This window comes from Paenibacillus sp. MAHUQ-63, assembly GCF_028765165.1.
Classification (GTDB): domain Bacteria; phylum Bacillota; class Bacilli; order Paenibacillales; family NBRC-103111; genus Paenibacillus_E.
In genome coordinates this window covers 83,019-108,985 of record NZ_JARADB010000009.1, presented here as the reverse complement: position 1 = coordinate 108,985, position 25,967 = coordinate 83,019, and the positions used below count along the sequence as shown (strand labels likewise).

General features: G+C 54.2%; 20 protein-coding genes. 9 read left to right on the top strand and 11 right to left on the bottom strand.

The window, feature by feature from the left end; translation table 11 throughout:
* The first annotated feature begins 2 nt into the window (after positions 1-2).
* The gene (locus PUT07_RS31655; protein WP_274472776.1) at positions 3-2,072 is read left to right on the top strand and encodes a LuxR C-terminal-related transcriptional regulator; all 2,070 of its coding nucleotides are present in this window, start codon (positions 3-5) and stop codon (positions 2,070-2,072) included.
* A 69-nt stretch (positions 2,073-2,141) separates the two neighbouring features.
* Here the strand turns inward: PUT07_RS31655 and PUT07_RS31650 are convergent, their stop codons facing one another.
* Both PUT07_RS31650 and PUT07_RS31645 read right to left on the bottom strand, forming a co-directional pair.
* Positions 2,142-10,001: an S-layer homology domain-containing protein gene (locus tag PUT07_RS31650; protein ID WP_274472775.1), complete on the bottom strand. Its 7,860-nt coding sequence runs from the start codon at positions 9,999-10,001 to the stop codon at positions 2,142-2,144.
* Positions 10,002-10,613: 612 nt separating this feature from the next.
* Positions 10,614-12,551, bottom strand: a complete 1,938-nt coding sequence (locus PUT07_RS31645) for a LuxR C-terminal-related transcriptional regulator (protein WP_274472774.1) — start codon at positions 12,549-12,551, stop codon at positions 10,614-10,616.
* Between the two features lie 157 nt (positions 12,552-12,708).
* On the opposite strand from PUT07_RS31645, the gene ilvB reads away from it, so the two are divergent.
* Positions 12,709-14,451: a biosynthetic-type acetolactate synthase large subunit gene (gene ilvB, locus PUT07_RS31640; protein WP_274472773.1), complete on the top strand. Its 1,743-nt coding sequence runs from the start codon at positions 12,709-12,711 to the stop codon at positions 14,449-14,451.
* Positions 14,452-14,456: 5 nt separating this feature from the next.
* Complete coding sequence (gene ilvN, locus PUT07_RS31635) at positions 14,457-14,975, top strand: acetolactate synthase small subunit (protein ID WP_274472772.1); 519 nt, start codon at positions 14,457-14,459, stop codon at positions 14,973-14,975.
* A 335-nt stretch (positions 14,976-15,310) separates the two neighbouring features.
* Here ilvN and ybaK read toward each other — a convergent pair whose 3' ends face one another.
* The gene (ybaK, locus tag PUT07_RS31630) at positions 15,311-15,784 is read right to left on the bottom strand and encodes a Cys-tRNA(Pro) deacylase (protein ID WP_274472771.1); all 474 of its coding nucleotides are present in this window, start codon (positions 15,782-15,784) and stop codon (positions 15,311-15,313) included.
* Positions 15,785-15,941: 157 nt separating this feature from the next.
* Between ybaK and PUT07_RS31625 the strand changes: the two genes are divergently transcribed.
* On the top strand, positions 15,942-16,454 hold the full coding sequence (locus tag PUT07_RS31625) for a CBO0543 family protein (protein WP_274472770.1): 513 nt from the start codon (positions 15,942-15,944) through the stop codon (positions 16,452-16,454).
* 539 nt (positions 16,455-16,993) lie between these two features.
* On the opposite strand, the gene PUT07_RS31620 is transcribed toward PUT07_RS31625, so the two are convergent.
* A complete protein-coding gene (locus tag PUT07_RS31620) occupies positions 16,994-17,392 on the bottom strand; it encodes a DoxX family protein (protein ID WP_274472769.1) in 399 nt (132 codons plus the stop codon).
* Positions 17,393-17,412: 20 nt separating this feature from the next.
* Positions 17,413-17,895 (bottom strand): SRPBCC family protein, encoded by a 483-nt coding sequence (locus PUT07_RS31615; RefSeq protein WP_274472768.1) that lies wholly within the window; start codon positions 17,893-17,895, stop codon positions 17,413-17,415.
* Positions 17,896-18,096: 201 nt separating this feature from the next.
* On the opposite strand from PUT07_RS31615, the gene PUT07_RS31610 reads away from it, so the two are divergent.
* Positions 18,097-18,498, top strand: a complete 402-nt coding sequence (locus PUT07_RS31610; protein ID WP_274472767.1) for a VOC family protein — start codon at positions 18,097-18,099, stop codon at positions 18,496-18,498.
* A 134-nt stretch (positions 18,499-18,632) separates the two neighbouring features.
* Here the strand turns inward: PUT07_RS31610 and PUT07_RS31605 are convergent, their stop codons facing one another.
* Positions 18,633-19,220, bottom strand: a complete 588-nt coding sequence (locus tag PUT07_RS31605; protein ID WP_274472766.1) for an NAD(P)H-dependent oxidoreductase — start codon at positions 19,218-19,220, stop codon at positions 18,633-18,635.
* Positions 19,221-19,339: 119 nt separating this feature from the next.
* On the opposite strand from PUT07_RS31605, the gene PUT07_RS31600 reads away from it, so the two are divergent.
* Positions 19,340-19,768, top strand: a complete 429-nt coding sequence (locus PUT07_RS31600; RefSeq protein WP_274472765.1) for a MarR family winged helix-turn-helix transcriptional regulator — start codon at positions 19,340-19,342, stop codon at positions 19,766-19,768.
* 79 nt (positions 19,769-19,847) lie between these two features.
* Positions 19,848-20,018, top strand: coding sequence for a hypothetical protein (locus tag PUT07_RS31595; RefSeq protein WP_274472764.1), 171 nt, complete (start codon positions 19,848-19,850; stop codon positions 20,016-20,018).
* A gap of 77 nt (positions 20,019-20,095) precedes the next feature.
* Here the strand turns inward: PUT07_RS31595 and PUT07_RS31590 are convergent, their stop codons facing one another.
* The 3 genes from PUT07_RS31590 to PUT07_RS31580 form a co-directional block, all read right to left on the bottom strand.
* Positions 20,096-20,857: an SDR family oxidoreductase gene (locus tag PUT07_RS31590; RefSeq protein ID WP_274472763.1), complete on the bottom strand. Its 762-nt coding sequence runs from the start codon at positions 20,855-20,857 to the stop codon at positions 20,096-20,098.
* 240 nt (positions 20,858-21,097) lie between these two features.
* Positions 21,098-21,949 carry an SDR family oxidoreductase gene (locus PUT07_RS31585; protein ID WP_274472762.1) on the bottom strand — a complete coding sequence of 284 codons (852 nt, stop codon included), beginning with the start codon at positions 21,947-21,949 and terminating at the stop codon, positions 21,098-21,100.
* A 358-nt stretch (positions 21,950-22,307) separates the two neighbouring features.
* Positions 22,308-23,069: an MBL fold metallo-hydrolase gene (locus PUT07_RS31580; RefSeq protein WP_274472761.1), complete on the bottom strand. Its 762-nt coding sequence runs from the start codon at positions 23,067-23,069 to the stop codon at positions 22,308-22,310.
* A gap of 119 nt (positions 23,070-23,188) precedes the next feature.
* Here PUT07_RS31580 and PUT07_RS31575 point away from each other — a divergent pair, with 119 nt between their 5' ends.
* Positions 23,189-23,596, top strand: coding sequence for an Lrp/AsnC family transcriptional regulator (locus PUT07_RS31575; protein ID WP_274472760.1), 408 nt, complete (start codon positions 23,189-23,191; stop codon positions 23,594-23,596).
* A 29-nt stretch (positions 23,597-23,625) separates the two neighbouring features.
* Positions 23,626-24,057, top strand: coding sequence for a NucA/NucB deoxyribonuclease domain-containing protein (locus PUT07_RS31570; RefSeq protein WP_274472820.1), 432 nt, complete (start codon positions 23,626-23,628; stop codon positions 24,055-24,057).
* A gap of 62 nt (positions 24,058-24,119) precedes the next feature.
* On the opposite strand, the gene PUT07_RS31565 is transcribed toward PUT07_RS31570, so the two are convergent.
* Both PUT07_RS31565 and PUT07_RS31560 read right to left on the bottom strand, forming a co-directional pair.
* Positions 24,120-24,995, bottom strand: a complete 876-nt coding sequence (locus tag PUT07_RS31565; RefSeq protein WP_274472759.1) for a carbohydrate ABC transporter permease — start codon at positions 24,993-24,995, stop codon at positions 24,120-24,122.
* 12 nt (positions 24,996-25,007) lie between these two features.
* Positions 25,008-25,928 carry an ABC transporter permease gene (locus PUT07_RS31560; RefSeq protein WP_274472758.1) on the bottom strand — a complete coding sequence of 307 codons (921 nt, stop codon included), beginning with the start codon at positions 25,926-25,928 and terminating at the stop codon, positions 25,008-25,010.
* Positions 25,929-25,967 lie beyond the last annotated feature (39 nt).

The window sequence follows — 25,967 nt, the reverse complement described above, 5'->3', positions numbered from 1 at the left end:
GCGTGATCGATGAGCGCTATGAAGAAGAAAGCGAGTGGCTCGTAGGACGGAAGCGGGAGATAGACGAATTCCTGCAGCTGCTCGAAGCCTCCCCCAAACCATACAAAATCTTGAATGTCTTCGGCACCGCCGGCATCGGCAAAAGCTCGCTGCTCGACGAGTTTCAACGTCTGGCCAGAGCAGGAGGCGCGTGGACGCTCTCCATCGACAGCGAAGGCGATGTCAAAACGCCGGAAGCGTTGTGCGAGCACATCCTGCGCCTGCTGCCTGCCGGGACCGCCGGGCGGGCAACGGAAACGACGGATCTGCCCGTAACTTGCCTGCAAGCTTTGAATCAATTGGCATCAGAGCGTCAGGTCGTTTTGTTTATCGACGTCTACGAGCAGATGGAGAGCATGGACCAGTGGCTGCGGGATTATTTTCTGAAAAAGCTCGACAACAACATCCTCACGGTCATCGCCGGCCGGCATTCGCTTAGCGAAGCCTGGCATCTATCCCCTGTGTGGAGGAGGCAGCTGACGAGAATGGCTCTCTCCGAGCTCGATTACACCGCTGTCGCCCGGTTTGCTGAAAATACATACATCACCGACGAGAAAACCATCGGACGGATTTGGCGTTATTCCAAAGGTCATCCCTTGACGCTGTCCCTGATCACCTTCCTGTTCAGTCAACCGGATTATGAAGATAGAGCCGAGCATCCCGGCGGGGACGAATCGCTGCCCTATTTGATTTCCCAGTGGCTTCGCGAGGTGCCGGGTGAACATCTGCGTCCTTATATCGAGGCTGCATGCGTGCTCCGTCATTTTAATCAAGAGAGCCTCTCCTTCGTCACCGAAAGAGAGATTACGGCATCCGAGTTTTATCAATTAATCCGCTTCTCCTTCATCCGGAGGGTCGACCGCGGATATACCGTACACAGCCTGATGCGCGACGCCGTGGCGCGGGAGCTTCTCTCCAGAACCCCTAGCCATTACGAGAAAGTGCGGGTCAGGGCGCTGCAATATTATTACAAGCGGTTGACCGATGGCAGCAAGACGGCGCCGGACCGGCGGGAGGGCTTCGAGCTGATGTATTACATCGGCGACTCCCTCATCCGGGCTTTCATGAACTGGTTCGAGCTCTCGCCCCGGCATTACGAAACCGTCGGCAGCCATCACCTCGCAGAGTTGGAAGCCTACGTCGCCAAGCGGAAAGCCTCAGCCAAAGATACACGGATCGAGCTGTACGACCCGCAGACGAACGGTCATTTCAATTTCAACCTGACGGCCCAAGAAGCCGGCTTCACCGTGCACAAGCTAGACTTCAAGGCGCTCTTCTCGCTCGGCTATGACGTTGTCCGGGCCATGCGGGACGCGGATGGCAGCATTATCGGAATCGCCGTCGTCATCCCGATTCACCGCGATACATTGCCTTATTTACGCAAGGCGCCGCGTTCCTCCGTTTATTTCAACAGCTTATCGCCCGAAATGAACGAACGTCTGTCGGTCCCCGCGCATACGCGAGCCGGATGGTTCATTGAGACGATCGATACGGCGGATTACGCCGATGCTTCCCAGCAGGCTGCGATCGGGCACTTGCTGCATGCGCTTATTTTTACAGGTGAATTGCTCGTCGAGTCCCCGGCACCCATCCCATATTTCATCCAGACGCACTTGAGTCTCGGCTTTGAAATTGCGCCTAACGGAAGGCATACGAACTATGACGGTGAAACGCCGACAGACACGTTCATTCTCGATATGCAGAACGAGCAGGTTGTCGCTTACATTCATCGCATGCTTGCACTCACCGGGCAGCAGATGCTGCTTCAGCAGGAAGCGGCGGCAACGCTGCAGCAAAGCACGCCTGCCGTTCAGGAGGAAGCAGCTGCCGCGCTTGACCGTATCTCGCTACGGACGGACATCACCTCCAGAGAGAAGGAAGTCGCGAAACTGCTGGAAGCGGGCTTTACGAACAAAGAAATCGCCGCAACGCTCTATATCAGCGAAGTAACGGTCAAGAAACATATGAAGTCGATGTTCGCTAAACTCGATGCGGTTAACCGGACGCAGCTGCTGAAGAAGCTGTTGGAGTGAATACTTGCAGAGTGCCAGCTGCGCTATACAAGAAGACCCCTTCGTTATCGAAGGGTGTCTTCTTTGCTTTTACTTCACGATGTCTCCCGCTTGCGCCAAAACCCGAAGCAGCATAACGGCCGTCTGTGCGCGTGTTGCCGGACTTGCCGGCGCGATGTGCGCAGCCGACATTCCCTGCAGCCAGCCTCTCGCCACAGCCGCAGCCATCGCGTCCTTCGCCCAGCCGGAGATGGCGCCTGCATCCGCGAAGGCATCCAAAGCGTCTGGCGCCGGAGCGTCCGCCGGCTTCAAACCGCGCAGCTCCGTAAAGCGCTGGAACAGCACAGCCAGCTCTTCACGCGAGACGGCGTCGTTCGGACGGAACTGACCGTCCGCCCCTTCGACAAGCCCGATCTCAGCGGCACGGGCTACATACGCTGCATACCAAGCTTCGTCGGCAACATCACTGATGCGGGAAGCAGTACGGCTTGCATGCCGTTCGACGGGACCCAGCGCCTCCAGAAGCAGCTTCGCCGTTTCCGCTCGCGTGATCGGGCGGTCGGGCTGGAAATGCCCGGCATCCGTGCCGTTCACGATATGGCGGCTTACGAGCACGCTCACGTCCGGCAGGCTCCAATGCTCCTCGAGATCGGTAAACGCCCGATCGTACAGGAAGATGGCATATTCGCCTAATGCCGCAATATCCGCCTCGATGCGCCGGTTAGCGAGATCGGCGACACCGCCGATGTACGTCCAGCCCGCTGCCGCAGCGCTGTCCCGCTTATAGATGCCGAGACGCCGCAGGTCCATCGCCGAATCCTCGGTCAAGCCCGCCGCCATCGACAGGCGCAGCGGCTTGCTCGGGTTCGTCTTGTCATCGGTGGTGAACACCACCGAATCTCCGATTGGCTTGTAGCCGGATTCGGAGGCTGCGGACACCAGGACCCGGATGGCTGTCAGCTTGCGTCCAGGCAGGAAGGCTCCGTCCGGAATCGACACCCGGACACGCCCTTCGAACCCGGACCATTCCTGCGAATGGCCCGTCAATTCGAGTTCCGCCGTCTCCTCTTTCGCCGGCACCGGAGCAGATCCGCCGCCTGACGCACCACCGGAACCGGTACCCGGTCCCGGACCTGGGGAACCGCCGCCGCCGTTCTTGGTCGCTGCTTGAACGGTAGCTCCGTTCGATGTATTCCTGTACGAATCCGCCGTCAGCAGCCGGATTTCATAGTCGGTTGCCGGCTCCAGCCCGTCGATGCGCCAAGACTGCACGCCCCGGTCCACATAGGTGACCGGCGAATAACGAGCTTCGCCTTTCTTCTTCCAGGCGACGAGCACTTGGTGCAGGTCGGCGTCAGCCGGATCCCGCCAAGTGACGGTCAGACTGTCCGTACTTGCAGCCGCAGCGATCTCGCCGGCCTCTTGCGGCGCTGTCGTATCCAGGACAAGCTCCATTTCTGCTAACGTAGTTCCTGACGATACTACGCCTATCGATTCCACACCGTTGCGACCTACGGTCGCTACGCGAAGCTCGTATGCCGTATTGGGACACAACGCACCAATAACGGCATTTCCGCTTCCCCGAGGAACGTTTATATCGACGGCTGCGCATGTGCTGCCAAGAGGCGAAGCGGTCAAGTGAACGTGGTCGTAATCAACAGTGTCATCCTCGGCCCACTCCGCAAGCAGCTGTCTGGAGCCTCCTGTGATGTTCACAGCACTGACAGCTTCCAGAGGGCTGGCGGTCGAAGGCTGTACCGTGAGCGTGAAGCTTTGCTCTTCATTCATGCCTACACGCGCATAGCTCTGTACGTCAGCCATTATGTGAAGACGGTACACCGCTCCTTCTGCAAGCGGGGCATCCGGTATGAACGTGAATTGCTTGGTAAGAGCAACCTCTGCGGCATCCGGCTTGGGATCCACAGCCTCTACATGCCCGGCCACGCGGAAACCATCCTCGGTTTCGGCATACACGGATAGATCGTTCACCGTATCCGCCACCATATACTTGCTGAAGCTCAGCGGAATACCGGAGCCATAAACGACCTGGCCGACGGAAGCTGTAGGCGGAGCCAGCGAAATCATCCCCACATTGACGTCAAAATGAGGCGGCAGCACCGTCAAGTCGGCGCTTTGTGCCGGCAGATAGCCTTCTTTTTCAAACATAACCCGCCATTTGCCTTCCGGCACATCCCATCCGTACCGTCCCAGCTTATCGGTGGTTAGCGGATTGCTCTGTCCGAACCATCCGGCATCCCACTCGCGCCATACCTCCGGCGAGCTGCTGTCCTGCTGCAGAACCGTAGCCGTTACTCCTCCAATCCGGTTCTCCGGCAAAGCTTCGTAGACGTAGCCGCTCGGGTCCCAGATCCAGATCGGGTCCGCTACTTTATCCGGCTTATCCGGCTTCTTAGGGGGAGGCACCTTGTCTTCATCGTCATCGTCGTCCTTCTTCTTGTTGCAGCGCTCGATCGCACCCGCTTCAGCCATATCGTCGCGCCATTTCTTTTCTTTCTCGAACTCTTCCTTCAGCTCATTGAGATCCGCCTGCCAGCTGGCGAGAATGCCGTCGCCCAATGCCGTTAAAACGGCAGCGATGGAATTGCCCACTTTGTTCGGAATTTTATCGATCACCCCAACGACGCCGCCGATGCCGGTGAGCAGATTTTTGCCCAACAGACCGTTGGCCGCATGATCGTAGAGCAGATTGATCCGTCTCATGTAATAATTCACAGTCGGTAAATTGCACTCATTGTTAATGACATAATCCTGGAATTCGAGCAGCTGATCGGCGAACGTCATGGAATCTCCGGCGTCCGAGAGAAGGCTTTTCAACGTGCCCAGAATGCCCAGAACTTCATTCGCCTTCTTGGCTTCAGGGAACGCCAGCGACAACGCAATCGTGACGTAATCCGTCGAGATGGTGTCGCCCCCCAGCGTCTGCGGGAACATCGCGCGCAGCTGCTCGGCGTCCTGCTGCGAAATGGCGGACAGCGCAACATTGCCGCTGATCCGGAAGGTCAAATCGTTCGGATTCAGCCCGTACGTGAAATCACGATAAGGCTTTGCCGTGCCGCTGTCCGTGATCTTGACCGCTTTCATACTGACTCGCAGATTCATCGCCGTGCGATTCTTATCACCCAAAACGGCGCGGTACGTAGGTGTATAAACGGTATCTCCGTCGGGTCCTTCTCTGCTCTCGTCGGCGATGCTGAACTCTGCGTTGCGCCAGGTGTCCGCCAGCTGCTGCCTGGCGGCCTGCCATTCGGCCGTTGTTGGCGGAACGGGGCGCGGAGATGGCGCTGCAGGCGCCGTATTGTACTTGACGTAGATGCCGCTGCCAAGCCCGTTCGAGCTGACAGGCAGGGAAGCTGTGTAGAGACCGGCACCCGCCGGAGTGGCCGCAACTTCCGTGTTGCCTACGCGAATGCGCACATTTTCCGCGCGCTCAGGGTTAGCCAGTTTGACCTGAAGCAGCAAGGGCTTCGAAGGAACAACGACATAAGGGAAACGCGATACGCCCTTCGAAGGGTCGAACGTAACCTCGCGCCCGTCCGGCTGCCTGAGCACGACCTCAGTCACAGCGGGCAGCGAGCGATCTGCGGTAACCTGCCGGGCTTCCGACTGGATATAAGCCCCATCGATCTCCGATTTGGCCGTAACCCGGTAATACTGCGCCGAATCGCTCCATATGCCGGGCGACTCCATCGACGGTAGTGTGACGCGCGTAAACCAGAGTCCGCCAGGTGTCGCCACCGTCCGGCCAATCAGCTCATCGTTAGCGAAGATTAGCACTTCCTTCCCCGCCGGCGCACGGCCGCTTACCGGAATCTCCAGGCCTTGCGTTCGCGACGGCACTTCCAGCGTGACAGGAGCAACGTGAATATACGTGCTGCCCAGGGGCTCAACCGTGAGAGAAGCATCCGCCGTTTTGCGGTATTCCATCGCAATGCCCGCTTCGACCTTGCTGTCTGCCGGCTGGCCGACCTGCAAGCGGTAATTCAACGTCCCTTTATTGCCCGGCTTCAAATTGCCTAACGGGATGCGGTAGGTACCGCCTTCCACTGCTCCAGGGACAATAGTAGTTCCATTAAGTACAACGCTATCCGAAAGCAGCTCAGTGCCCTCCGGCACGGTCAGCAGCAGCGCCGCATCGGTGACGGCGGGCTTCGCTCCCGGCAGCATGTAGCGCGCTTGCAGCGTGACGCTTTGCCCCGTCGATACCGTCAGTTCCGTGACGGCGAAGCCGTTATTCGGATCGCCGGTGAAGATGACCTCCCCTTTCGGAATGGCAACCGGAGGCAGCACTAACTTCTGGCCTTCAGCCACTTGCGTCACGATGCGGTAGGTCGGGGAACCGCCATAGTAGCCAATCGGCGTGCGCTTGGTTATGGCAAGCTCGTATTTCCCCGCTTTAGGCAGCGAAACGGAGAAATGGCCGTCCGTCTCCACCATCGCGTTGTATATCGCCGTGCTCTTTCCGTCCTCCTTATAGCCGGCTGTAACCTGATACTGGGAAGCATCCGCCAAATCCAGGACAGCGCCCTCGATCCGCGCTTTCTCCTCCAGCTTCACTTCGGCGACCGCATTCCACTCATCGTCGAGAACAGCCGTCGTACAGTTCGTCGTCAGTCCGGCTTCCGAGCCGTTCAGACAAACCTCGAAGCCTTCTCCCGAGGCGCCGTACACCTTCACGCTACCCGCTGCCAGCCCGCCGCCATTGTTCCATAGCATCCCTTGCGAGCTTTGCATGCCGGATGATTTGGAGCTGACCGTCAGTCTGTAATGAACGGCAGCCCGCCAATCCGATACGTCAATCGGACCGTAATCCCCGTCTACCGGCTTCAGCCAGCCTCGGATCGCTAACGTCCCGATTCCCCGGTTTACCAGCGGGACGACCAATTCCGTCGTCTCCCCGGAAACCAGCGTCACCCGCTGCGGCTGCTCGTTATGATACATAGGAGCCGCCTTCCGTTTGGCATTAATCACATAGGTGCCGGGGGATCCCCGGAACGTGAACTTCCCGTTCGCATCCGAGACGAGCTCGACCGATGTGCTGTTATTCTCGGAAACGGAGACTATGCTTACATGTGCGCCGGGGACCGCTTTGCCTCCCCCAAACGTAACGCCTTGTAGAATGCCGTCCGTCAAATCATTCAGTTGAACCGTTCGTTCATTTCTCCCCGGTTCCAAGGTAACCGTTATAACTTCCGGGGTCTCATAGGGAGGCTGCGTCTCCAATTTCACTCGGATGGTTTCCCCCGCAGAATGAACGCCTCTGAGCCTGATCGCCCCGCTCGCATCCGTCTTCCCGCTATAGTTCGGCTTCCCGTCTGCGTCCTGGAAATGAACCGTTACTCCAGGCATCTCTTCATTGCGGCTTCCCCTAACATGCAGAGTGAATTCCGCTAGAGGCGAGACGGTCTCCGCGATAGAGGTCCGCTCCGCGCGCTTAAGCGCGACGCCTCGCCGCTCGAGCAGCTTCCGGCCGGCTGCATCCGTGATTTGCACGGTGTAGTCGTCGGCCGCAGCCAGCGCAACGGACGCCTCAAGCGCCTCGCCGAACGCTGCGGAGCGGCCCGTATTGCGGCTTTCGCTCCACACGGTCACTTGACTTCCGCGCAGGTGTCCGGGATGATCCGTCACCAGCTTCACATTCAGCTCTCCGGCAACTTCCACAGGAAAGCCCGATGCGGCCTTGGCAGCTTCCGGGCTGCCCTTCGGCTGCACACGGACAGAAGCGACACGCACAGTCTCTTCTTGCAGCTTGTAGCTGCCGATATAGACTTGCGGATTGCTAGGCGACAGGCTTAACGCCACTGTGTCTTCATGTATGGACGCATCGCCGTCGAGCTCATAGGCAATAACCGCCTGCAGATTCTTCCCGGCATCCGCCGAAGCCCGGATGGACAGTACGGAGCCGATCGGAGCCTGACCATGAACAAGTTGAGGGATAGTTACGTCCGCTCTTTTCACGGTATCCTTAGAGGGGGGCGGAGTTGTGCTGCAATCATCCAAGCACACCGTAAACACGCGGTTCGTTCCGAACGACTCTCCGCCGTACTCCTCCGTGAATACACCTCTCTTGCCGTCTCCGCTCAACGAGATGCTTCCATTGTCTGCAGATAGCTTGCCGATGTACCGGTACATGGAAGTATCGGCCAAGTCGAAACGGATCGTAGCCCACTGCAGGTAAGGAGCCTGCATGTTCAGTGAATCGTAATTCTCATAGCGGAAATAAATATAATTGCCGTCTGCTGTCAAATGCGGCGCGCCGAGATCTACGCTCGAAGCGGCCGTACTCCACTGCCATTTCTTCGACCAAGCGGTCCCCGCACGCTCCAGAACGGCTATCTCCACGCCACGGTAATCCGCATAACGGATCGCCATGTAACGTCCGTCAGCCGTCAAGCTCGGAGACGTCACTTCAGTGTCGGATCCAGGCTGCCTGATATTCTGGTAGTGCAGTTGGCCTAGTAGCGTATCATAGACGAAAAGCTTGTTCTTGCCGTCGCCTGCGCCGCCATCCGGTACGAGTTCAGGCGCACGGGAGACAAAAGCCGCATACCGTCCGTCCCCGCTGAGCGCCACCTCTTCGCTGTCGGCGGTCGTTTCGGGCTTCCCTTCCGGACTGCTGATTCGCTTCACAGTGCCGCCCGACTCCCCGCTGCGGTCCACAAGGAATACATCCAATCGTCCGTTCGTATCGCCCGCCACCAGGTTGCCGGCTTCAGAGACGAAGGCCAGTTTGCTGCCGTCTTCACTCATGGACAAATGCGCAAAGTGCCCTTCTCCTGTCGTAACGACACGTTCATGCCGGTCCAGAGTTCGGTCGTATACCTCCAGAACGTTGACCTCTTCTCCCTCATCCCAAGTTTCGAAGGCCGCATACCGTCCTGTTGCGCTAAGCGCAATCATCTCTCCTTGCCGGTAGCGATTGCCCAGGTGACCGATGTTCGTCAAGCTGCCTGAGGCTGTATCATACACATAAACGCGTTCGACATCGGGATTCTCCGGATCGTAACCCGGCAGCTCATTGCTGTTCGAGATAAAAGCCGCCGTCGACCCGTCCTTGCTCATGACCGCGTCCCAGAACCCGCGATGGCGCTCCGCCGGAGACGTATTCGCAATTTCCTTCGCGTCGCTATGAAAGGTCGATCCGAAGAACAAGAGCCCATCGGAAGCATTGCCCGCTTCATCGAAAGCGAACAGCCGGTATTGCTGGAAGGCTTCCTCCGGCAGACCCGTATGAACGAATCTCAGGTCATCCTTCGTTTCCTTGAGAACCGACCACGACTCACCGTCTTTCCATTGCAGCTGATAATAATCAATCGTCTCACCCGTGATGGGATCCCATTGCAGCTCGATCTGGCTGTCGGTTGAGCCGACTGACCGCAAATTCATCCACCGGCCATAAGGCGGGAGCTGATCGAGTTCGATCCGGACCGGATCGGTTTCCGCGCTCGTTTGCTCTTCCCGTTTGGCGATTGCCCTCACCTGGTAAACCCCCGCTTCCGCCAAATGCAGCGTCATCGCGAACCGGCCCAGCCCCGGTCCGTACACCTCCGAAGCAACGGCCGTTTCTTCCGTATCCGGCATCCCATTCTCGATCAGCCCATACTTGATCGTCACTTCCGCATCCAGCGGCGCAGTCCCGGTAATCTGTACTTCGTTCTGGTTCGTCTTAGCCGGCAAGGGGTTGATCACCGGTTGCGCCAGCTCCGGAACTGCCGCAGCCTTGATGGGTCCAAGATCATACACTTGCTTGGTTACAGCCGTTTCCTCCGTCGAAAGGGCGATCAAGTCGCCGACTTTCACCGTATGCTGCTCCTTGGCGTATCGCGGAGAGGATACGGGCGGATCCGTGATCGCTGCCGCTGCTGGAACGGGCACAGGAAACAGGCCGAATAGTAAACTCATATTTAACAGAACAGCTACCCAGCGTCTCATTCTCTATGTTCCTCATTTCTTTCCAAATGTAGAAAAATGTCCGGCTACAGGGATAGGTTCAGCAGAAATGATGTACGCCCGCAATAGAAGGCTCAAGATGGAACCCTGTGCGCCTGTGGTGCTTCGGTAAAAAAACTTTCAGATCCGGACGGCTCCCTCCCAGGTTAATGCCTCGTTCCCCCGCATATTCCCGAGCAGCCAGCAGGCTCTAGCCAGGCTGGTGCGCAGCAGCGCGGGAGTACGATTTGTTTTGACCATCGTCACGTGTCTCCTCTCTTGTTTCGCAAAGCCAATTATGACAGCTTACGTCCGGGAACCCTATTATCCTTAAGCATACTTTTGGGAGCCAATAGGATAGCTAGAAGCTGGCTAGTGTTCCTCCAAAATGTTGCATCGGTTGCGGCTTAAGGCTTTACATGCCTTATCATAGCGAGGCCCGATTCCCGCGGGCAAGAGCACCCTTCCTGCCCTAATCGGGAAAATGAGCCGGGAATAATTCCCAGGAGAACGGGAAAAATTTCCTGCCAATCGAAGGGAAAATGCAAAAAGGCCTACTTTCTTTTTCAAGAAAATAGGCTTTCTGTGCTGAGCCGCGATGGATTATCCCCGGGTCTAGGATAAATGAAGTTGTTTGGCCATGAATTGCACGCGATTATGAACGTTGGTTTTGCGGTAAATAGCGCTCAAATGCTTCTTGATCGTAATGACGCTGACGAACAGCATCGCAGCCATCTCTTCATTGGAGTGCCCTTGCAGCAGCATGGAGGCGACCTTGGCTTCCTGTTTGGTCAATCTCTCTGAGCTGAACGCAATCGGCTGGGCGTCGTCCCATTCCGCAAGTTTGTTCAGGAAAGCCTCTTGCCTCTCACCGCGCAAATCCAAAACATAGCAGATTGAAGGACGTTCTGCGCCATAGCCGGTATGCCGGACTTCAAGGACCTGGGCAAAGCCGAGTTGAAGGAGCGCATCCTCATAAAAAGGCAGCGGCGGCGGGCAGGCTATGACGATCGTCCCAGGTTGAATATAAGACATCCTGAGCCTGAAGGAGTCGTGCCGCAGCGCTTCGTCCTCGGGATTATCGATATCGATCAGCCGGATGAACCAGCCCCCGCAACGCTTTGCCTCCTCCCACTCGGCAGTCCCGAAATAATCGCAGGTGAACGGATTGCGCTGCAAGTAGGACCTGGCGCGGTCGCTCAATGGAACAGCGGCGCTGAAGCCCGCGATCAGACCGTCATCCTTCATCACGAGCATGAGTTCGGCACCGCAGGATGCCAGCTCGCGAAGCTCTTCCTCATCAGGCAGGCCCAGCCTGCTATCCTCTTGCGAAAGCTGGTAATGGAACAGCTGGCCGGTATCATTTTCGCCGCATGCGATCCTGTAACTGCCGCTTTGTGCTTTCCTGCGCGCCAAGTAGGACCGCAGCTCGTGCATATTGGTTGCCGTAACCCGGACTAGGGAATTCGGAGACGTTCTGGAGCAGTGATAATGGGCTCGAATCAGAGGATTTCCGGTATGGTAGAGGAGGTCCCCCAGGGCTCGGAACGGCGTCGGCTCAGAGGAAGGAGTCAGAAATTGATTCCTGTAATAGCGTGCCGCCCTTCTCTCCAGCGCCAAATATTGCTCCTGGCTTCTAGCCCGCAAAGCGAGCCGGACGCCATCGCGAATGGAGGCCTGAACCGTCCAGCCATCAGTGCATTTGGCAATGAAGGTCAGCCGAAGCAACTGGTCGAAACGCTCTATTGTTGCTTGCGGGCCAAGGAGAAACGTTAATTTATCGTAGTCAAAAGAACGCAGCACGCATGCCGCTTCCAACAGTCTCCGGGTCTCCGGGTCCGGAACTTCCTGCAGCCAAGAGGCCAGAACATGTTGAAACGTATCCATTTCGAACACATTGCCTTCGGGACGGGAAGCCAGCAGCCACTCGATACTTAACGAAAGGGTCAACGGATGACCTTTGGAAATGATCCAAAGCTTCTCGATATGACGCTCTTCCGTTACGCCATGCCGTTTGGCGTATGCGGCCGTGTCACGGTAAGTGAGCGGAGCAAGCGTAAGCAGGCGTATGGAGCGCTTCCACACCGGCTGAAACTGCCAAGCGCCTTCCATCCCGCCGCGTCCGGCGATCAGAATGCGAACCGTAACCGGAAGACCGGGCAGCCATGTTTCTCTGAACCAGCTCTCCCAGTATCCGCTTTCTTCAAAATGATCGAAACATACGAGGGCGGGCGGCTCCGATTGCTGCGCCTCCAAATCCAACCGATTCAAGGCACTGCGGAGATCCGCTGCGGTCATGAAGCTTCGGCAATCGAGCGCATGCACCGCGAAGCCTTCCCGTCCCGCTTGCCTCAAGGCCGCTTGCATCAGCGAAGTTTTGCCGCTGCCTGCCGGTCCTTTGAGATGCAAAATAGGCAGCTGCTTGTATTCTTCCCGGTACCACTGAGCGATGATGGCCAGCTCCCCTTGCCTGCCCACGAAATAGGAGGCCTCCAGCCATTCTTTGCGCTCAGCCCAGGTTGCCGCAGAGGACGGAATGTCCATTGAACTCATGAAATTCACCTGCTTCATGTAAAGCTAATTTCCCTCAGTATACAACCTGAAACAACAAGCCGTATACGTCTATTATACTCCGGTATAATAGTCCTTCTTCCGCATGCTTGCTATACTTCAAACACATGAACTGCGACTGCGCTAAGGAGGATTTAAAATGAACACCCCCATTTACAAAACGCAGCGGAATTGGCGCCAAACGCTGCAGCTGCCGGAAATGCTGACAGGATCGGAGATTTTGTTGAGATCTCTGCTGCTGGAAGAGGTCGAATGCGTGTTCGGCTATCCGGGAGGGGCCGTCCTCTATTTATATGACGCCATGCACGGCAATCCGCACTTCCGGCATGTACTGACCAGACATGAGCAAGGCGCCATTCATGCGGCGGACGGCTACGCCCGCTCCACAGGGCGAACCGGCGTATGTCTGGCAACTTCCGGCCCCGGAGCGGCCAATCTCGTCACCGGCATTGCGACGGCGCAGATGGACTCCGTGCCGCTCGTCATCATAACCGGCAATGTGCCGTCCGAGCAGCTCGGTACGGATGCCTTCCAGGAGACGGACATCATCGGCATTACGATGCCGATCGTGAAACACAGCTTCCAGGTGCGCCATGTCGAGCAGTTGGCCCGAACGATTCGCGAAGCTTTCTATATAGCGGGTTCAGGCCGCAAGGGCCCGGTCCTCATCGATATTCCCAAGGACGTCTCCGCTGCGCGGGCACTATTCGCCTACCCCGGCCAGGTTGAGTTAGAGGGATATGTTCCGAAGCCTCCCCTCCCTCGCCAAAGCATCGACGATCTGCTCGCCGCTATTGAAGCAGCCTGTCGTCCTGTCATTCTGGCCGGCGGCGGTGTTGTCCACGGAGAGGCGAGCGGAGAACTGCTCGCCTTCGTCCAAAAGAGCGGGATCCCCGTCACGACAACGCTCATGGGCATCGGCGGCTTCCCTGCCGTCCATCCGTTATGGCTGGGGATGCCGGGCATGCATGGAACGGCTGCGGCGAACCGTGCGCTCATCGAAGCAGATCTGCTGATCTCGCTCGGCGCCAGGTTCGATGACCGCGTTACGATGCGGTTGGACGGCTTTGCCCCCCGAGCGACAATCGCCCATGTCGATATCGATGCCGCAGAGCTGAGCAAGAACGTAACGGCACACATGGCCATTGCCGGCGATGTGAAGGAGGTGCTTGCCCACATGCAATCCAGGATTGTTCCCCCCGCATCCGCGCATCTGGAACAGTGGGTCCGCCATCTGAGCGAGCTGAAAGCGAAACAGCCTCCCCGCTATCGGGGAGGCGGAGAGCTTCTGAAGCCGCAGTATGTCATCGAGATGCTGTCCGAGAGCACGCAAGGCGAAGCCATCGTGACGACCGACGTCGGTCAGCATCAGATGTGGACGGCACTGTTTTACCGTTTCCAGCATCCGCGGTCCTTGCTTTCCTCAGGCGGCCTGGGTACGATGGGCTTCGGTTTCCCTGCCGCCATCGGCGCACAAATCGCCCATCCCGACAGGCTGGTCATCTCCATCAACGGCGACGGCGGCATGCAGATGTGCGCTCAAGAGCTTGCCGTTTGTGCGATTCACAAGCTTCCTGTCAAGATTGTCGTCATTAATAATCAAACCCTGGGCATGATCCGGCAATGGCAGGAATTGATTTATGAGAGCCGCTTCAGCCATATCGATTTGTCCGGCAGCCCGGATTTTGTACTCCTGGCCGAGGCTTACGGCGTCAAGGGGCTAAGAGCGGCTACGGAGGCGGAAGCGCAGCAGGTGTGGAAAGAGGCGCTCGCGCATCCGGGACCGGTGCTCATTGACTTTCAAGTCGATAAGCAGGAGCTGGTGCTGCCGATGGTCCCCGTCGGCCATACGCTGAGCGAAATGATTGAGGAGGTGAACTGAACGAGATGGCTGATCCGGCACAATCTTTCCTATTATCACTGCTCGTTCATGATCGGCCGGGCGTGCTGCAGCGGGTATGCATGCTCTTGGCGAAAAGAGGCTTCAACATCGCCAGTATCTCGGTCGGCGGTTCGGAGCAAACCGGCTTCTCCCGGATGACCATTCGCACTTATGGCGATAGGAAGGTCATGCAGCAGATGGTTCAACAATTAAGTAAACTAATTGATGTGATCACGGTCCAGCCTGTCGAACAGCCTTTCGAGCGGGAGCTGGTGCTGCTTAAGCTCGCCGCCGGAGCAGGTCCGGGTCAGGAAGGGCCGGAGTATTCCGCAACCGCAATAGCCGGGCAAGTCTCCACATTCGGAGGAAAAATCGTGCAGCTTGAGGCGGGAGCTTGTCTCGTCGAGATGTCCGGGGGGACGGCGGAGGTGGAACAATTCATTGAAGCAATTGGACGCTACCCCATTGTCAATATGGTCAGGACCGGCGTTGCAGCGTTGTCTCTGCGGACGGAAGGCCTGTAAGAGCTTACGTCGGCGCACCGGATGCGCTCCCGGCGATGGCCGCCGTGACAGCAGCGTTTTCCGCCGGCTAACGGACACAGCTGCTCTTAATCGTCACATCTGAGCCGATTTACAAATCTAACGGACACCCGAGGCGCTATTCGCCGGTTTCAGGCATATTTTTGCCTCGAAAACGGCGAATAAGGCACCGGGTGTCCGTTAGATTCGGATCATGCCGCATTCCGGGACATTAACGGCTGTGGTGTCCGTTAACCGGCCGCCAACGCCCTGGCAACGAGAAAGGAGTTGAGCCTCACAGAAGGCTCAACTCCTTTCTCATTCTCGGCTCGCCCGGCTCAGCTTACGATATCGACCAGTTGGCCTTCCGAGGCCGCCGCCAAATCGTCGCCGCGCAGAAAAATTTGCAACCCCCGCCGGCCGCCGCTAATGCTGACCAACTCCATGCCTGAGATAGAGGCATGCAGGTAGAAGGGATATTTCTTCTTCATCCCGAGGGGGGACACACCGCCTCTAATATAACCTGTCAAAGCCTGAATCTCCTTGACAGGAACCATTTCCACTTTCTTGTTCCCGCTAACGGCGGCCAAGCTCTTCAGGTTCAGCTCGCGGTCTCCGGGAATGCAGGCCGCGAGCACCCCTGTCTTGTCACCGCGCAGAATAAGCGTTTTGAATAATTGATGGGGTTGTAAGCTCACTTTCCCGGCAACGGTCCCCACATCCAGCTGATCCTCGTCCCAATCGTATTCATGCAAGGAATACGCCATGCGGAGCGAGTCGAGCTTCCGGCAGGCATTCGTTTTCATAGACATAGGTGTACGATACCTCTTTCGTGTTCATCTCGCAATCCATACATTGACTATACCAAAAAGCCTCGCCCTTTTCGACGGGCACTCCCCGCAGATCGTATTGGTTTTACTACATTTGGAAATATTGTAACTATTATGGTTCTAGGAGTCCTGTGAAGTTATGGTTGCAATTATTTACTCGATCCTCTGGATCCTTGCGGCAATGGCTTTCGCCGACCGGGATTGGAAGCCGTACTATCCGACACTTCTCTTTGCTGCGTTGTCCAATGCCTTATATGAAATCCTTTGCTACCAGCACCAGTTATGGCAAATGGAACCGAATGGACTTCCCGCGGCTACAATCCCCATCCTTTTGCTTATTTTAATCGGCATGCCTCTATCCACCTGGGTGTTTCTATCGAAATACCCTGCGAATGCAAAGCTCCTTCCGCAAGTTTATTACATCCTGTTCTTTACGTTCGTTTTCTTGCTGCTTGAATTTGTTTCTGTCAAATGCGGATCCATTACCTACCATAACGGATGGAATTTATGGTGGTCGCTGCTCTTTGACATTATCATGTTCATCATGCTCCGGATTCATTTCCGCCATCCTTTGTTCGGCATCGGTATTTCCGTTCTGTATACGGGGTTATTGATGTTCTTGTTCCATGTATCCCTCGATAAAATGAAGTAGGTAGACGCGTGTTGTCGGCTGCTGGACGTTCTATACGGCCCGGCTGTCGCCTGCGCGTTACTCTTGCCTCTTCTCCGCCGGTGTAACCGGCGCATGGCGGCGGTAACCCCACAAACTGCCAGCCTGCCCGCCCCACACCTGCTCGCCTGATTCTATATGAAAAATCATATACATATCGCTCAAATGAAGCAAAATCGATAAATCGATATGAAAAATAGCATATATTCTGGCTTTTGGCGTCAATTCCGATTCATGTATTCGTAAAATCAATCAGATCAACCGTAGTAGGGCTGGGAACGCTAACGGTGTGAGAGAAGCGGTAATAGAATGTGCAACGGATACTGGGGAGAGCAGCGTTAACTAAGTGAGGCAACGACCCTAGGAGGAATTTTAAGCGGCGGCGGATGACGTATGGAGTGAATTGAGCGAAAAAAAACGAGCCCTCCGGCTCGTTTTTCAAATACCAACGAAGTAAAAGTAGATCCCTCCTGCAAGCGCGGCGGCTGCAAATAGGAGAAAATACCACTTCGAAATTCGCTTCAGGACAAATCAATTCCTCTCGACGTTGGCACCGCTAGGTTTGCTTTTTTATTGGCATAGACGTAGGAACCGGCGATCAAAATAAAACCAATCGGAAACATCAACCAGCTGCTTGCCGGATCACCGACCGCAATACTGGAGTACATAGCTCCCGCCAAATCAAAGACAAAGCCTGCATACGCCCATTCTTTCAAACGCGGGAAGCCTGGAACAACGATCGCGATAACACCCAATATTTTGGCGATGCCGAGGAAAGGAAGCAAATAGGCCGGATAACCAAGGTGCTGAAATAGTTCAACGGCTGAGGGTACTGACATGACATCGGGGATGGATCCCATTAGCATAAGAGCGGCTAATAAACCTGTGAAAATCCAATAAATCACAATTGTTTTTCTCATAACCTCTACTCCTCCCGGATTTACAGTTTCGCCAGCTCTTGCGCCAGCCGGTCAAGCGTTTGTTTGGCTCCTTCAACAGCCCCGTAGTTCTTCACAACGTATTCCAGATCTTCCGCCGACTTGAACAAAGACCGCATGGTAAGCTCCGTTCGGCCGTCGCGATCGGCGAAGTTGACGGTAACCCGGAATTGTTCGTCCTCCTCCGCATCGCCGTGGGAGTAGACAAGAGTCTCCGGACGGATCACTTCGATGTAAGATATTTTGTTCTCATAATCGGTTCCGTCAGGACCGTGCATCGTGTAGCGCCATACGCCGCCTGGGTTGACATCAATGGAATGAATGGTAAGCGTGAAGCCTTGAGGGCCCCACCAGTTCGTTAAATGAGCGGGATCGGTCCATGTGCGGAATACAAGCTCTCGCGGTGCGGAGAACATTCGGGTGACGATCAGTTCCGGGCCATTCACGGTTGCTGTGGTGTCATTCGCTGCCTGGTTATTCAACATTTGTTCATTCCTCCAATTTCGGTTTGCGTACCTCTTCTTCATGGTTTAAATATACCTTATCAGGAATATTCCTGTCAAGGAATATTAGAGGTATTTTACAAGGACTTTTCTTCCCTAATAAAAAAGTAAACACGAAGGAATATTAATGATTTATAACTAATATGAAAAAGACCATTTTATCAAAAAAAAGGAGACGTCTTCATGCAAAAAGTAACGCCCTTCTTAATGTTCCAAGATGGACAAGCCGAGAAAGCGATAACTTTCTACACGTCGATCATCGAAGATTCAGCCATTACGGATATCGTCCGTTACGGAGCGAATGAAGCAGGTCCCGAAGGAACGATAGTGACTGCCACCTTTTCATTGAAAGGGCAAGCATTCATGTGCATAGATAGTTATGTAAAGCATGCGTTCGGCTTCACGCCTTCTTTCTCAATTTTCCTCGACTGCAGTTCGGAGGAGGAGCTCGACGTGCTCTATGCGAAGCTGGTCGAGGAAGGACAAGCCCTTATGCCGTTAGGCGACTATGGCTTCAGCAAGAGGTTCGGCTGGCTCAATGACCGTTACGGCGTCTCCTGGCAGCTCAATCTGCCGAAGAAGTAGTCTTAAAAAAAGCTATGCACTCCCTCATCGGCAGCGCATAGCATGGTGTCGTATTCCGCGGCGAAGACTTCCCCTCACCTATATATTATAAGTGCACCGGTGCGGAGCAGCAGGACCTGGATAAGATCTGCTATCTATTGGGCAACCGTTTTGAAATAGCGATATACTTTCTCCAGCTTCTGCTGCTGTTTGCCGCGCGGGCTTTCCATGCTGCCAAACTCAAAAAATTTAACCTTCTTGATGCCTACATAGTTAAACAACGCTTTCCTCATCAAAATTTTGTGCGCATTGTTCAGCCATAACAGCGGATAATGAACCGGTCCTTTCATACTCGAAATACAGACCACCGATTTCCCCTTCAGCAGCCCTTCCGGCAATAGACCGCCCTTCTCCTTATAGGCAAATCCCGAGGCAAACATCTGGTCGATATACCCCATGAGCATAGCCGGAGGGCGCCCCCACCAAATCGGATAGACGAACACGATTTTATCGGCCCATAGGAGCTGTTCCCGGTAGACGGCAAGCTTCGGGTCGGCATGCATATCCCTTCTGCGTTTATGCTCGTTAAACACCAGCAGCGGATTAAATTCTTCCTCATAAAGATCCAGTACGTTCACTTCGTCGATACTGGGATTCTCCGCGCTTCCCTGTACGACCTTCTGCAGGAAAGCATAGCTTAAGCTCTGATGATTCGGGTGCGTGTACACGATTAACGTTTTCATGTTGGCTGCTCCTTTACTTATCATTTGATAAGCAAATCGTAGCACGCCCCTAATTAGTTGTCAAATGATAATTGTTTTTTGATAATTATTTTGGTATCGTTGCAGGAAGAGGTGATCCTATGGACAAGAACGCGTTGTTTCAGAAATTCGTGGCTTTTACCACTTCCGTTCATCAAATAACGAACGATATGACCAAAGGCGTGCGAGCCGATGCGCTCACGCCCGTTCAATATAAAATTCTCGAATACATTGCCGTCAGCCAGCCTGTTACGCTCAGTGAAATCAGCGATTGCATGCATATGTCCATGCCGAACACGAGCCGCGAGCTGAGGAAATTGAGCGAGAAGCAATTGTGCGAGAAGGTCGCCGCCCCCGAAGACCGCCGCAAGCAGTCGATCCGGCTGTCCCAAGAGGGAGAAGCGTTGATGAACGGCGTTTTTCAACGTGTCGGGGTTTTATTCGCTCAGCGGATCGGAGCCGTTACGGAAGAAGAACTTCGAGAGATAGAGCGCGCTCTTGATCTGCTGCAGCGCAAAGTATTTTATTAAGCAAGCCAACACCCTCATTCGCCGCTTGGGCAACGAAGTATATATGAAACTATGCGAAGAAGGATCGAGGGGATTTCATATGTTGGCCGAAGCCAAGGAAAGCCGAATCACGAATGAGGATATTACCAGGATGATTGCCGAGATGGATGAAGGTTGGAAAGAACTGAACAACATCCTGAGATCCTGTCTGACGATAAGAATGGATCTGATTAACATTTCACAATATCTGGACGAGTTGCCCACCTGCTAATCAAATGGCCAAGCAGCAGAACAACCAGCAAACTATCGTTTGCTGGTTGTTCTGCGTTCTCTATGCACGCCTCATGATTACCAAGGCAGTTCTTCATCCAAATGATAGAATTTCCCCGTAGGTCCATCCTCAGGCAAAGTCGCCAGCATAACGCTGGTTCTGCTGCCTTCTGACGAATTCAATTGCGCGAATTTGCCGCCGATCTCCGTCTTCACCCAACCCGGGTGAGCGGAATTCACTTTAATTGCCGTATCCCCAAGCTCGTGCGCAAGATGCAAGGTAAATGAATTCAAGGCAGTCTTCGAGGTGTTATACGCCAGCAGCTTCATCCCATAAATTGGCGCGTCCGGATTCGCATGCAAAGCTAATGAGCCTAGAACACTAGAAAGGTTAACGATTCGGCCCGCAGGCGATTTGCGAATTAACGGGAGCAGTCCCTGTGTCAATTCAATGAGACTGAAGAAGTTCGCATCGAATGTCTCGCGCAGAACCGCTGGAGTAACCCTGCTCGTTTCGTTCATAGGGACAAGATGATCAACTTCAAGCTGTACACCGGCATTATTGATCAGAATATCCAGCTTGCCGTAGCGCTCTTCAATGAAGTCATAAGCCGTCTGATGATCTTCAGCCTCCGTAACGTCAAGCTTGATGCTCTCCGCCTTGATGCCTTCCGCACGCAGCGTCTCCGCGGCATCGCTCCCCTTCTCCCCGCTGCGCGCTCCGATAATGACGGTTGCGCCAAGCTTGCCCAGCTCACGGGCTGTTTCCAAACCGATACCGCGGTTTCCGCCTGTAATTAAAGCAACTTTGCCCTCAAGCATGTTCGTATTTGTGCTCATTTATCATTTCTCCTTTACACTTTACAATAATAGTTGTACAGCACCCCTTAATGAGAATGATCATTCTAATTAGAGCAAAAAAATAAGTTCGCTCTCGGTGAACTGTTACAACTACCTTACCATATTGAGAACGATCGGTAAAGAATAAAATTTGGAAGCTTCCCATCTTGTTCATAAGTTATCCCCCTGTGACACTAAAAGGAAAGGAAGCAGCTGCCTCAGCAGACTGCCTCCTTAATGCTAAACGAACAATTGTCGAATAGCCTCTTGCAGCGGTGTTGCCGAACGCCCCAGCAACCGCTCCAAATCATTGCTCTCGACGTTCAGCCCGCCTTCTCGTATCCCGCGCTGCATGGCAACCAGGAACGGAATAACACTATCGGGGACGCCGGCATCGCTCAATATTCGACCGTACGCTTCGTCATCCACATGCATCACCTGGACCTCGCGGTTCAAGGCCTCCCCAAAGATAGCGGCAAGCTCATCCTGTGTCAGCAGCTTGTTGGACAGCTCGTAGATCGTATTCTCATGCCCTGTACCGATAAGGACATTGGCTGCTGCCTCCGCATAATCGCGGCGGGCTGCCCAACCAATTCTCCCCGCTCCCGAGGCAATGATCCATGGCGCCCCGTTCCGTACGGCTTGGAACGTGCTCATTTCATTTTCCAAATACCAGTTATTGCGCAGGATCGCATAGGGAATCCCTGATTCGATAATGGCCTTCTCGGTTTCGCGATGGTCACTGGCTAGTTCAAACTGGCTTTCGGCCGCATTCGGTGCGCTTGTATACACGATGAAGCCAACGTTGGCTTCTTTCGCAGCCTTGACGGCCGTAGCATGCTGTTCGGCCCGGTTGTGCATATCGCCGGATGAGATCATCAACAATCGGTCAATACCGGTGAAAGCCGTTACCAGCGATTCATAGTCGTGGAAGCTGCCATAACGCACATCGACCCCTAAAGCGGTTAGATGTTCGGCTTTCTTCGGGTCGCGCACGCTGACTGCCATATCCGCAGCCGGCACTTTCTTCAACAATGCTTCGACGACCAGCGCGCCGAGATTTCCTGTTGCTCCGGTTACTAAAAGTTTCATAATGGGCTCCTCCCCGTCGGATACATATCGACGATATCATTATGCCATTAATGGTGAGGTTGAAGCCAATTTTGCCTATTGCTCTCTGCTGTTCTGCTGCACAAATAGCCGCCGAATTTCTAACGGACACGACCGCCGTTATTTTCGATCCAAACGCTGCGTTTCAATTCTAACGGACACACGTGACCTTATTCACCCATAATCCGGCTAAAAACACAGTGAAATGAGCAAATAACGGCGCTGGTGTCCGTTAGCGGCTCAAATCGCCCCAAACTCAACCAATAGCGTCCTCTGTGTCCGTTATGCCAGACTATAACCTCATGCAGCAGCAAAGCGCAAGCCGCAAGTTGCGCCTGATTCAACGAATGATCGTTTCGCCATCGGCAGGCACCAAAATATGGGCTGCTAGGCCCATTTCTTCAATAAAGCCTGTCAGCTCGCGTCTTGATAAAAAGCAGTGATTGACCGCTTCCATATGGGAGACGATAATCGTTGCTTGCGGAGCCGCCGAGTGGGTCCGGCGGATGTCCTCCTTGCCCATCGTAATGGGATCTCCCTGCAGGAACTGCGCGGAGCCTCCATTGACGACGATCACTTCCGGGCGGTGTGCGAGTATGGCTTCCTCGACGTCGCCGCACCAAATCGTATCGCCCGCTACGTACAACGTCTTCTCATCCGGATGCTCAAAAACGACGCCGGACACCTTCCCCATCAACCGTCCAATTTCACCTGTACCGTGCTGACCTCGGGTCCGGGCCAAACGGACGTCGCCTATCCGGGATACGCGATCGATGGCCTGCACGCTCACAAAGCCTTCTTTCCTGATGGTCTCCGCATCCTCATCGGATTGCGCGATGACATTCGCATCTTTGGGCAGCGCCTTGATCGCCGCCGCATCGAAGTGGTCGGGGTGCAGATGGGTGATGATGACGGCGTCGAACTTCGTCGCGACGAGGTCCTCCACGGCAACCGGCAGCCCGACAGTTGGATTATTCACTGGATTCGCCGTATTTCTAACGGGCGGATAAGCCCCTTTTTCTCCTAAGTACGGATCAATGAGGAACGTTAAGCCTCCGTATTCCAACACGATCGTCGCATTCCTGATTTGTCTGATTTGCATGGTGGTGTGCCTCCCTTTCATAAATCTCCTTTTTAGGTTACCATTTAAGAAAGCATTCTTACATAAACGAAATCAAGAAATTTGGCTCTACGACTTGATTGTTGAAAGAGGTTATGACGATGTTGGATCCCACAGATCAACGTATTCTGGAGGAACTGGCCAAGGACGGCCGTATGTCGATGAAAAAGCTCGGCGAGAACGTCCATCTGACCGGTCAGGCGGCGGCCAATCGGGTCATGAGACTCGAAGAAGAGGAAGTGATCGAAGGTTATACCGTTCGCCTAAACTATAGAAAGATAGGATATTCCGTTCATGCGTTTATTACGATTTTTACGAAAAGCCCCGATCATCGGCCGTTATTATCCTTCATAGAATCACAGCGCCCTTATGTGATGAACCATTTCAAAATTAGCGGTGAAGGCTGCTACCTCATGGAAGGCAGATTTCCTTCGAACGAGGATCTCGATAAGTTTCTTAACGCATTGAACGGCTATGCCAACTATAAATTATCCATTGTGATCAAGTAAAAAGAAAACAAACGCAGAAAGGTCGATGGATCATCAAGAAATTACTCGGATTAATCGTATTATTAGCCCTCATTTCTACGGTATTCTATGTAAATAAGTCCGGATTCCTCTCAGACAAACCAACCGCCCATAACGGTTCGACGGTAACCCTCGTCTTCCCTAAGGATCGTTATCCCGAAACCGCAGCCCACATTCAGTCTGCCATTGAGCATGGGGAGTCCAACATTTGTACCATCGATAGAGCCGGTGCGGAGCATAACCGGGATTTATCGTTGAAAGGAGTACCGACCAAGAAAGGGTATGACCGCGATGAATGGCCTATGGCCATGTGCGCAGAGGGCGGCGCCGGAGCGGATATCCAATATGTCGCACCGTCCGATAACCGCGGCGCAGGCTCCTGGATTTCGAACCAGCTGGAGAAGTACCCGGACGGCACGAGAGTTGAGATCATGGTGAGATGAGATAATTCCACAGCAGCAGAAGGCAGCCGGTCCGAGAGGACCGGCTGCCTTTTTCCACAAGTCTACCCCTTAACCGCCCCAACCGTCATTCCTTTAATGAAATATCGCTGCAAAAATGGATACAAGAAAATGATAGGCCCTATCGTGATGCATACGGTCGAAAGCTGAACGCCGGACGGAGAGACGGGGATATTGATATTCGTATTTAAATAATCGAGATTCTGCGCATTCGATACGATTCTTCTAAGCATCATCTGCAGCGGATGATTATGCGGATCGTCTATGAACATCAGCGCATTGAACCAGTCATTCCAATAGGACAGCGCATAGAACAGCGTAATCGTCGCGATCACAGGCATGGATATGGGCCATATGATTCGAAAGAAAATATACAGTTCATGGGCGCCGTCCATCGTCGCCGCTTCATTGAGCTCAAAGGGCAGCGTACGGAAGTAGGAGGTCATCAGGAACGCGTTGAATGCGGAAAACAATTGCGGCAAAATTAGCGCCAATAAGGAGTCCCGCAGGTGCAGCCAGTTGGAGATGAGCAAATAATAGCCGACCAGCCCCGGCGCGAACAGCATCGTAAGATAAATGTAGAAGGACAGGACATTCCGGTACTTCACCTTCAAATGAGCGGCCACATAGGAGAACATCGAGGTCATCAGCACGGCGCCGACGGTTCCCACTACGGTAACGAAAATGGATACGAAGCCGCTGCGGTACACCTGGCTGCCATCGAATAAGAACCGGTAGGAATCCAGCGTAAAGGCTGTCGGGAACATCTGGAACCCCCTGACGATCTGATGCTCCGCCGTGAAAGAGCCGATGTACACAAGCCAGAAGGGAATGAAGCAAATAAGGGCGAACAAGCCTATGAAGACATACGCGATGGCAGACACCGTCCACCCGGATGTATCTCTCTGTTTCACAATCATGTGATCTTCCTCCTAAAATAACTTCGAGTCGCCATCGACCCGGCGGACAACCCAATTGAAAAACAGGATCGTGACAAAGCCCATGACCGATTGGAACAAGGCTACGGCCGCCGCATTGCTGTAGCTGTTCATATTCGAAACGTCTCTCAAAGCCCGGTACGTATACGTATCGATGACATCCGTTGCCTTGAAGAGCAAGGAATTGTCCCCGATAATCCCATAGATCAGGCCGAAATCGCCGTAGAAGATCCGTCCCAATGCAAGCAGCGTCAAGACGATAATTGTCGGACGCAAGAGCGGCAGGGTAATGTACCAAATCTGCTGCCAGCGCTTGGCGCCGTCCATTCTGGCGCTCTCATAATATTCCTCCGAGAAGCCGGTGATCGTCGCCAAATAAATAATCGACCCCCAGCCCGCTCCCTTCCAGACGAAGATGATCGTCAGCAGCAGCGGCCAGACCGATGGCGTCTGGAACCAATCGACCGTCTGCAAACCTGCCGCCTTCAGAATGCCGTTAATCATGCCGTCCTGTCCGTTAAAGAAATTCATAACCATCAGATTGACCACAATAATGGAAATGAAATGGGGCAGGATGACGAGCGATTGCGTCAGCTTCTTGAAAAACGCTTGTTTAATCTCATTTAATAGTAATGCAATTAATAAAGAGCTCACGGTGCCTGCAACAATAAACAACAGGTTCAAAAACACCGTGTTTAAAGTAACCGCCAGCCAATCGGGACCTGTGAAGAAGAACGTCAGATTATCCAATCCGACCCACCGGCTGCCCCAAATGCCTTTCACCGGAATGAACTGCTTAAAAGCCAGCAAATGTGCGGACATCGGCATGTAAGAGAAAATGAATACATACACCACCACAGGAAGCGCCATCACGTACAGCCATCTATTTTTTCTGAGTTCCTGTATTATGCTCATGACCAAGCTCACCTTTCCTTTCGTCTGTGCTTGTATCTT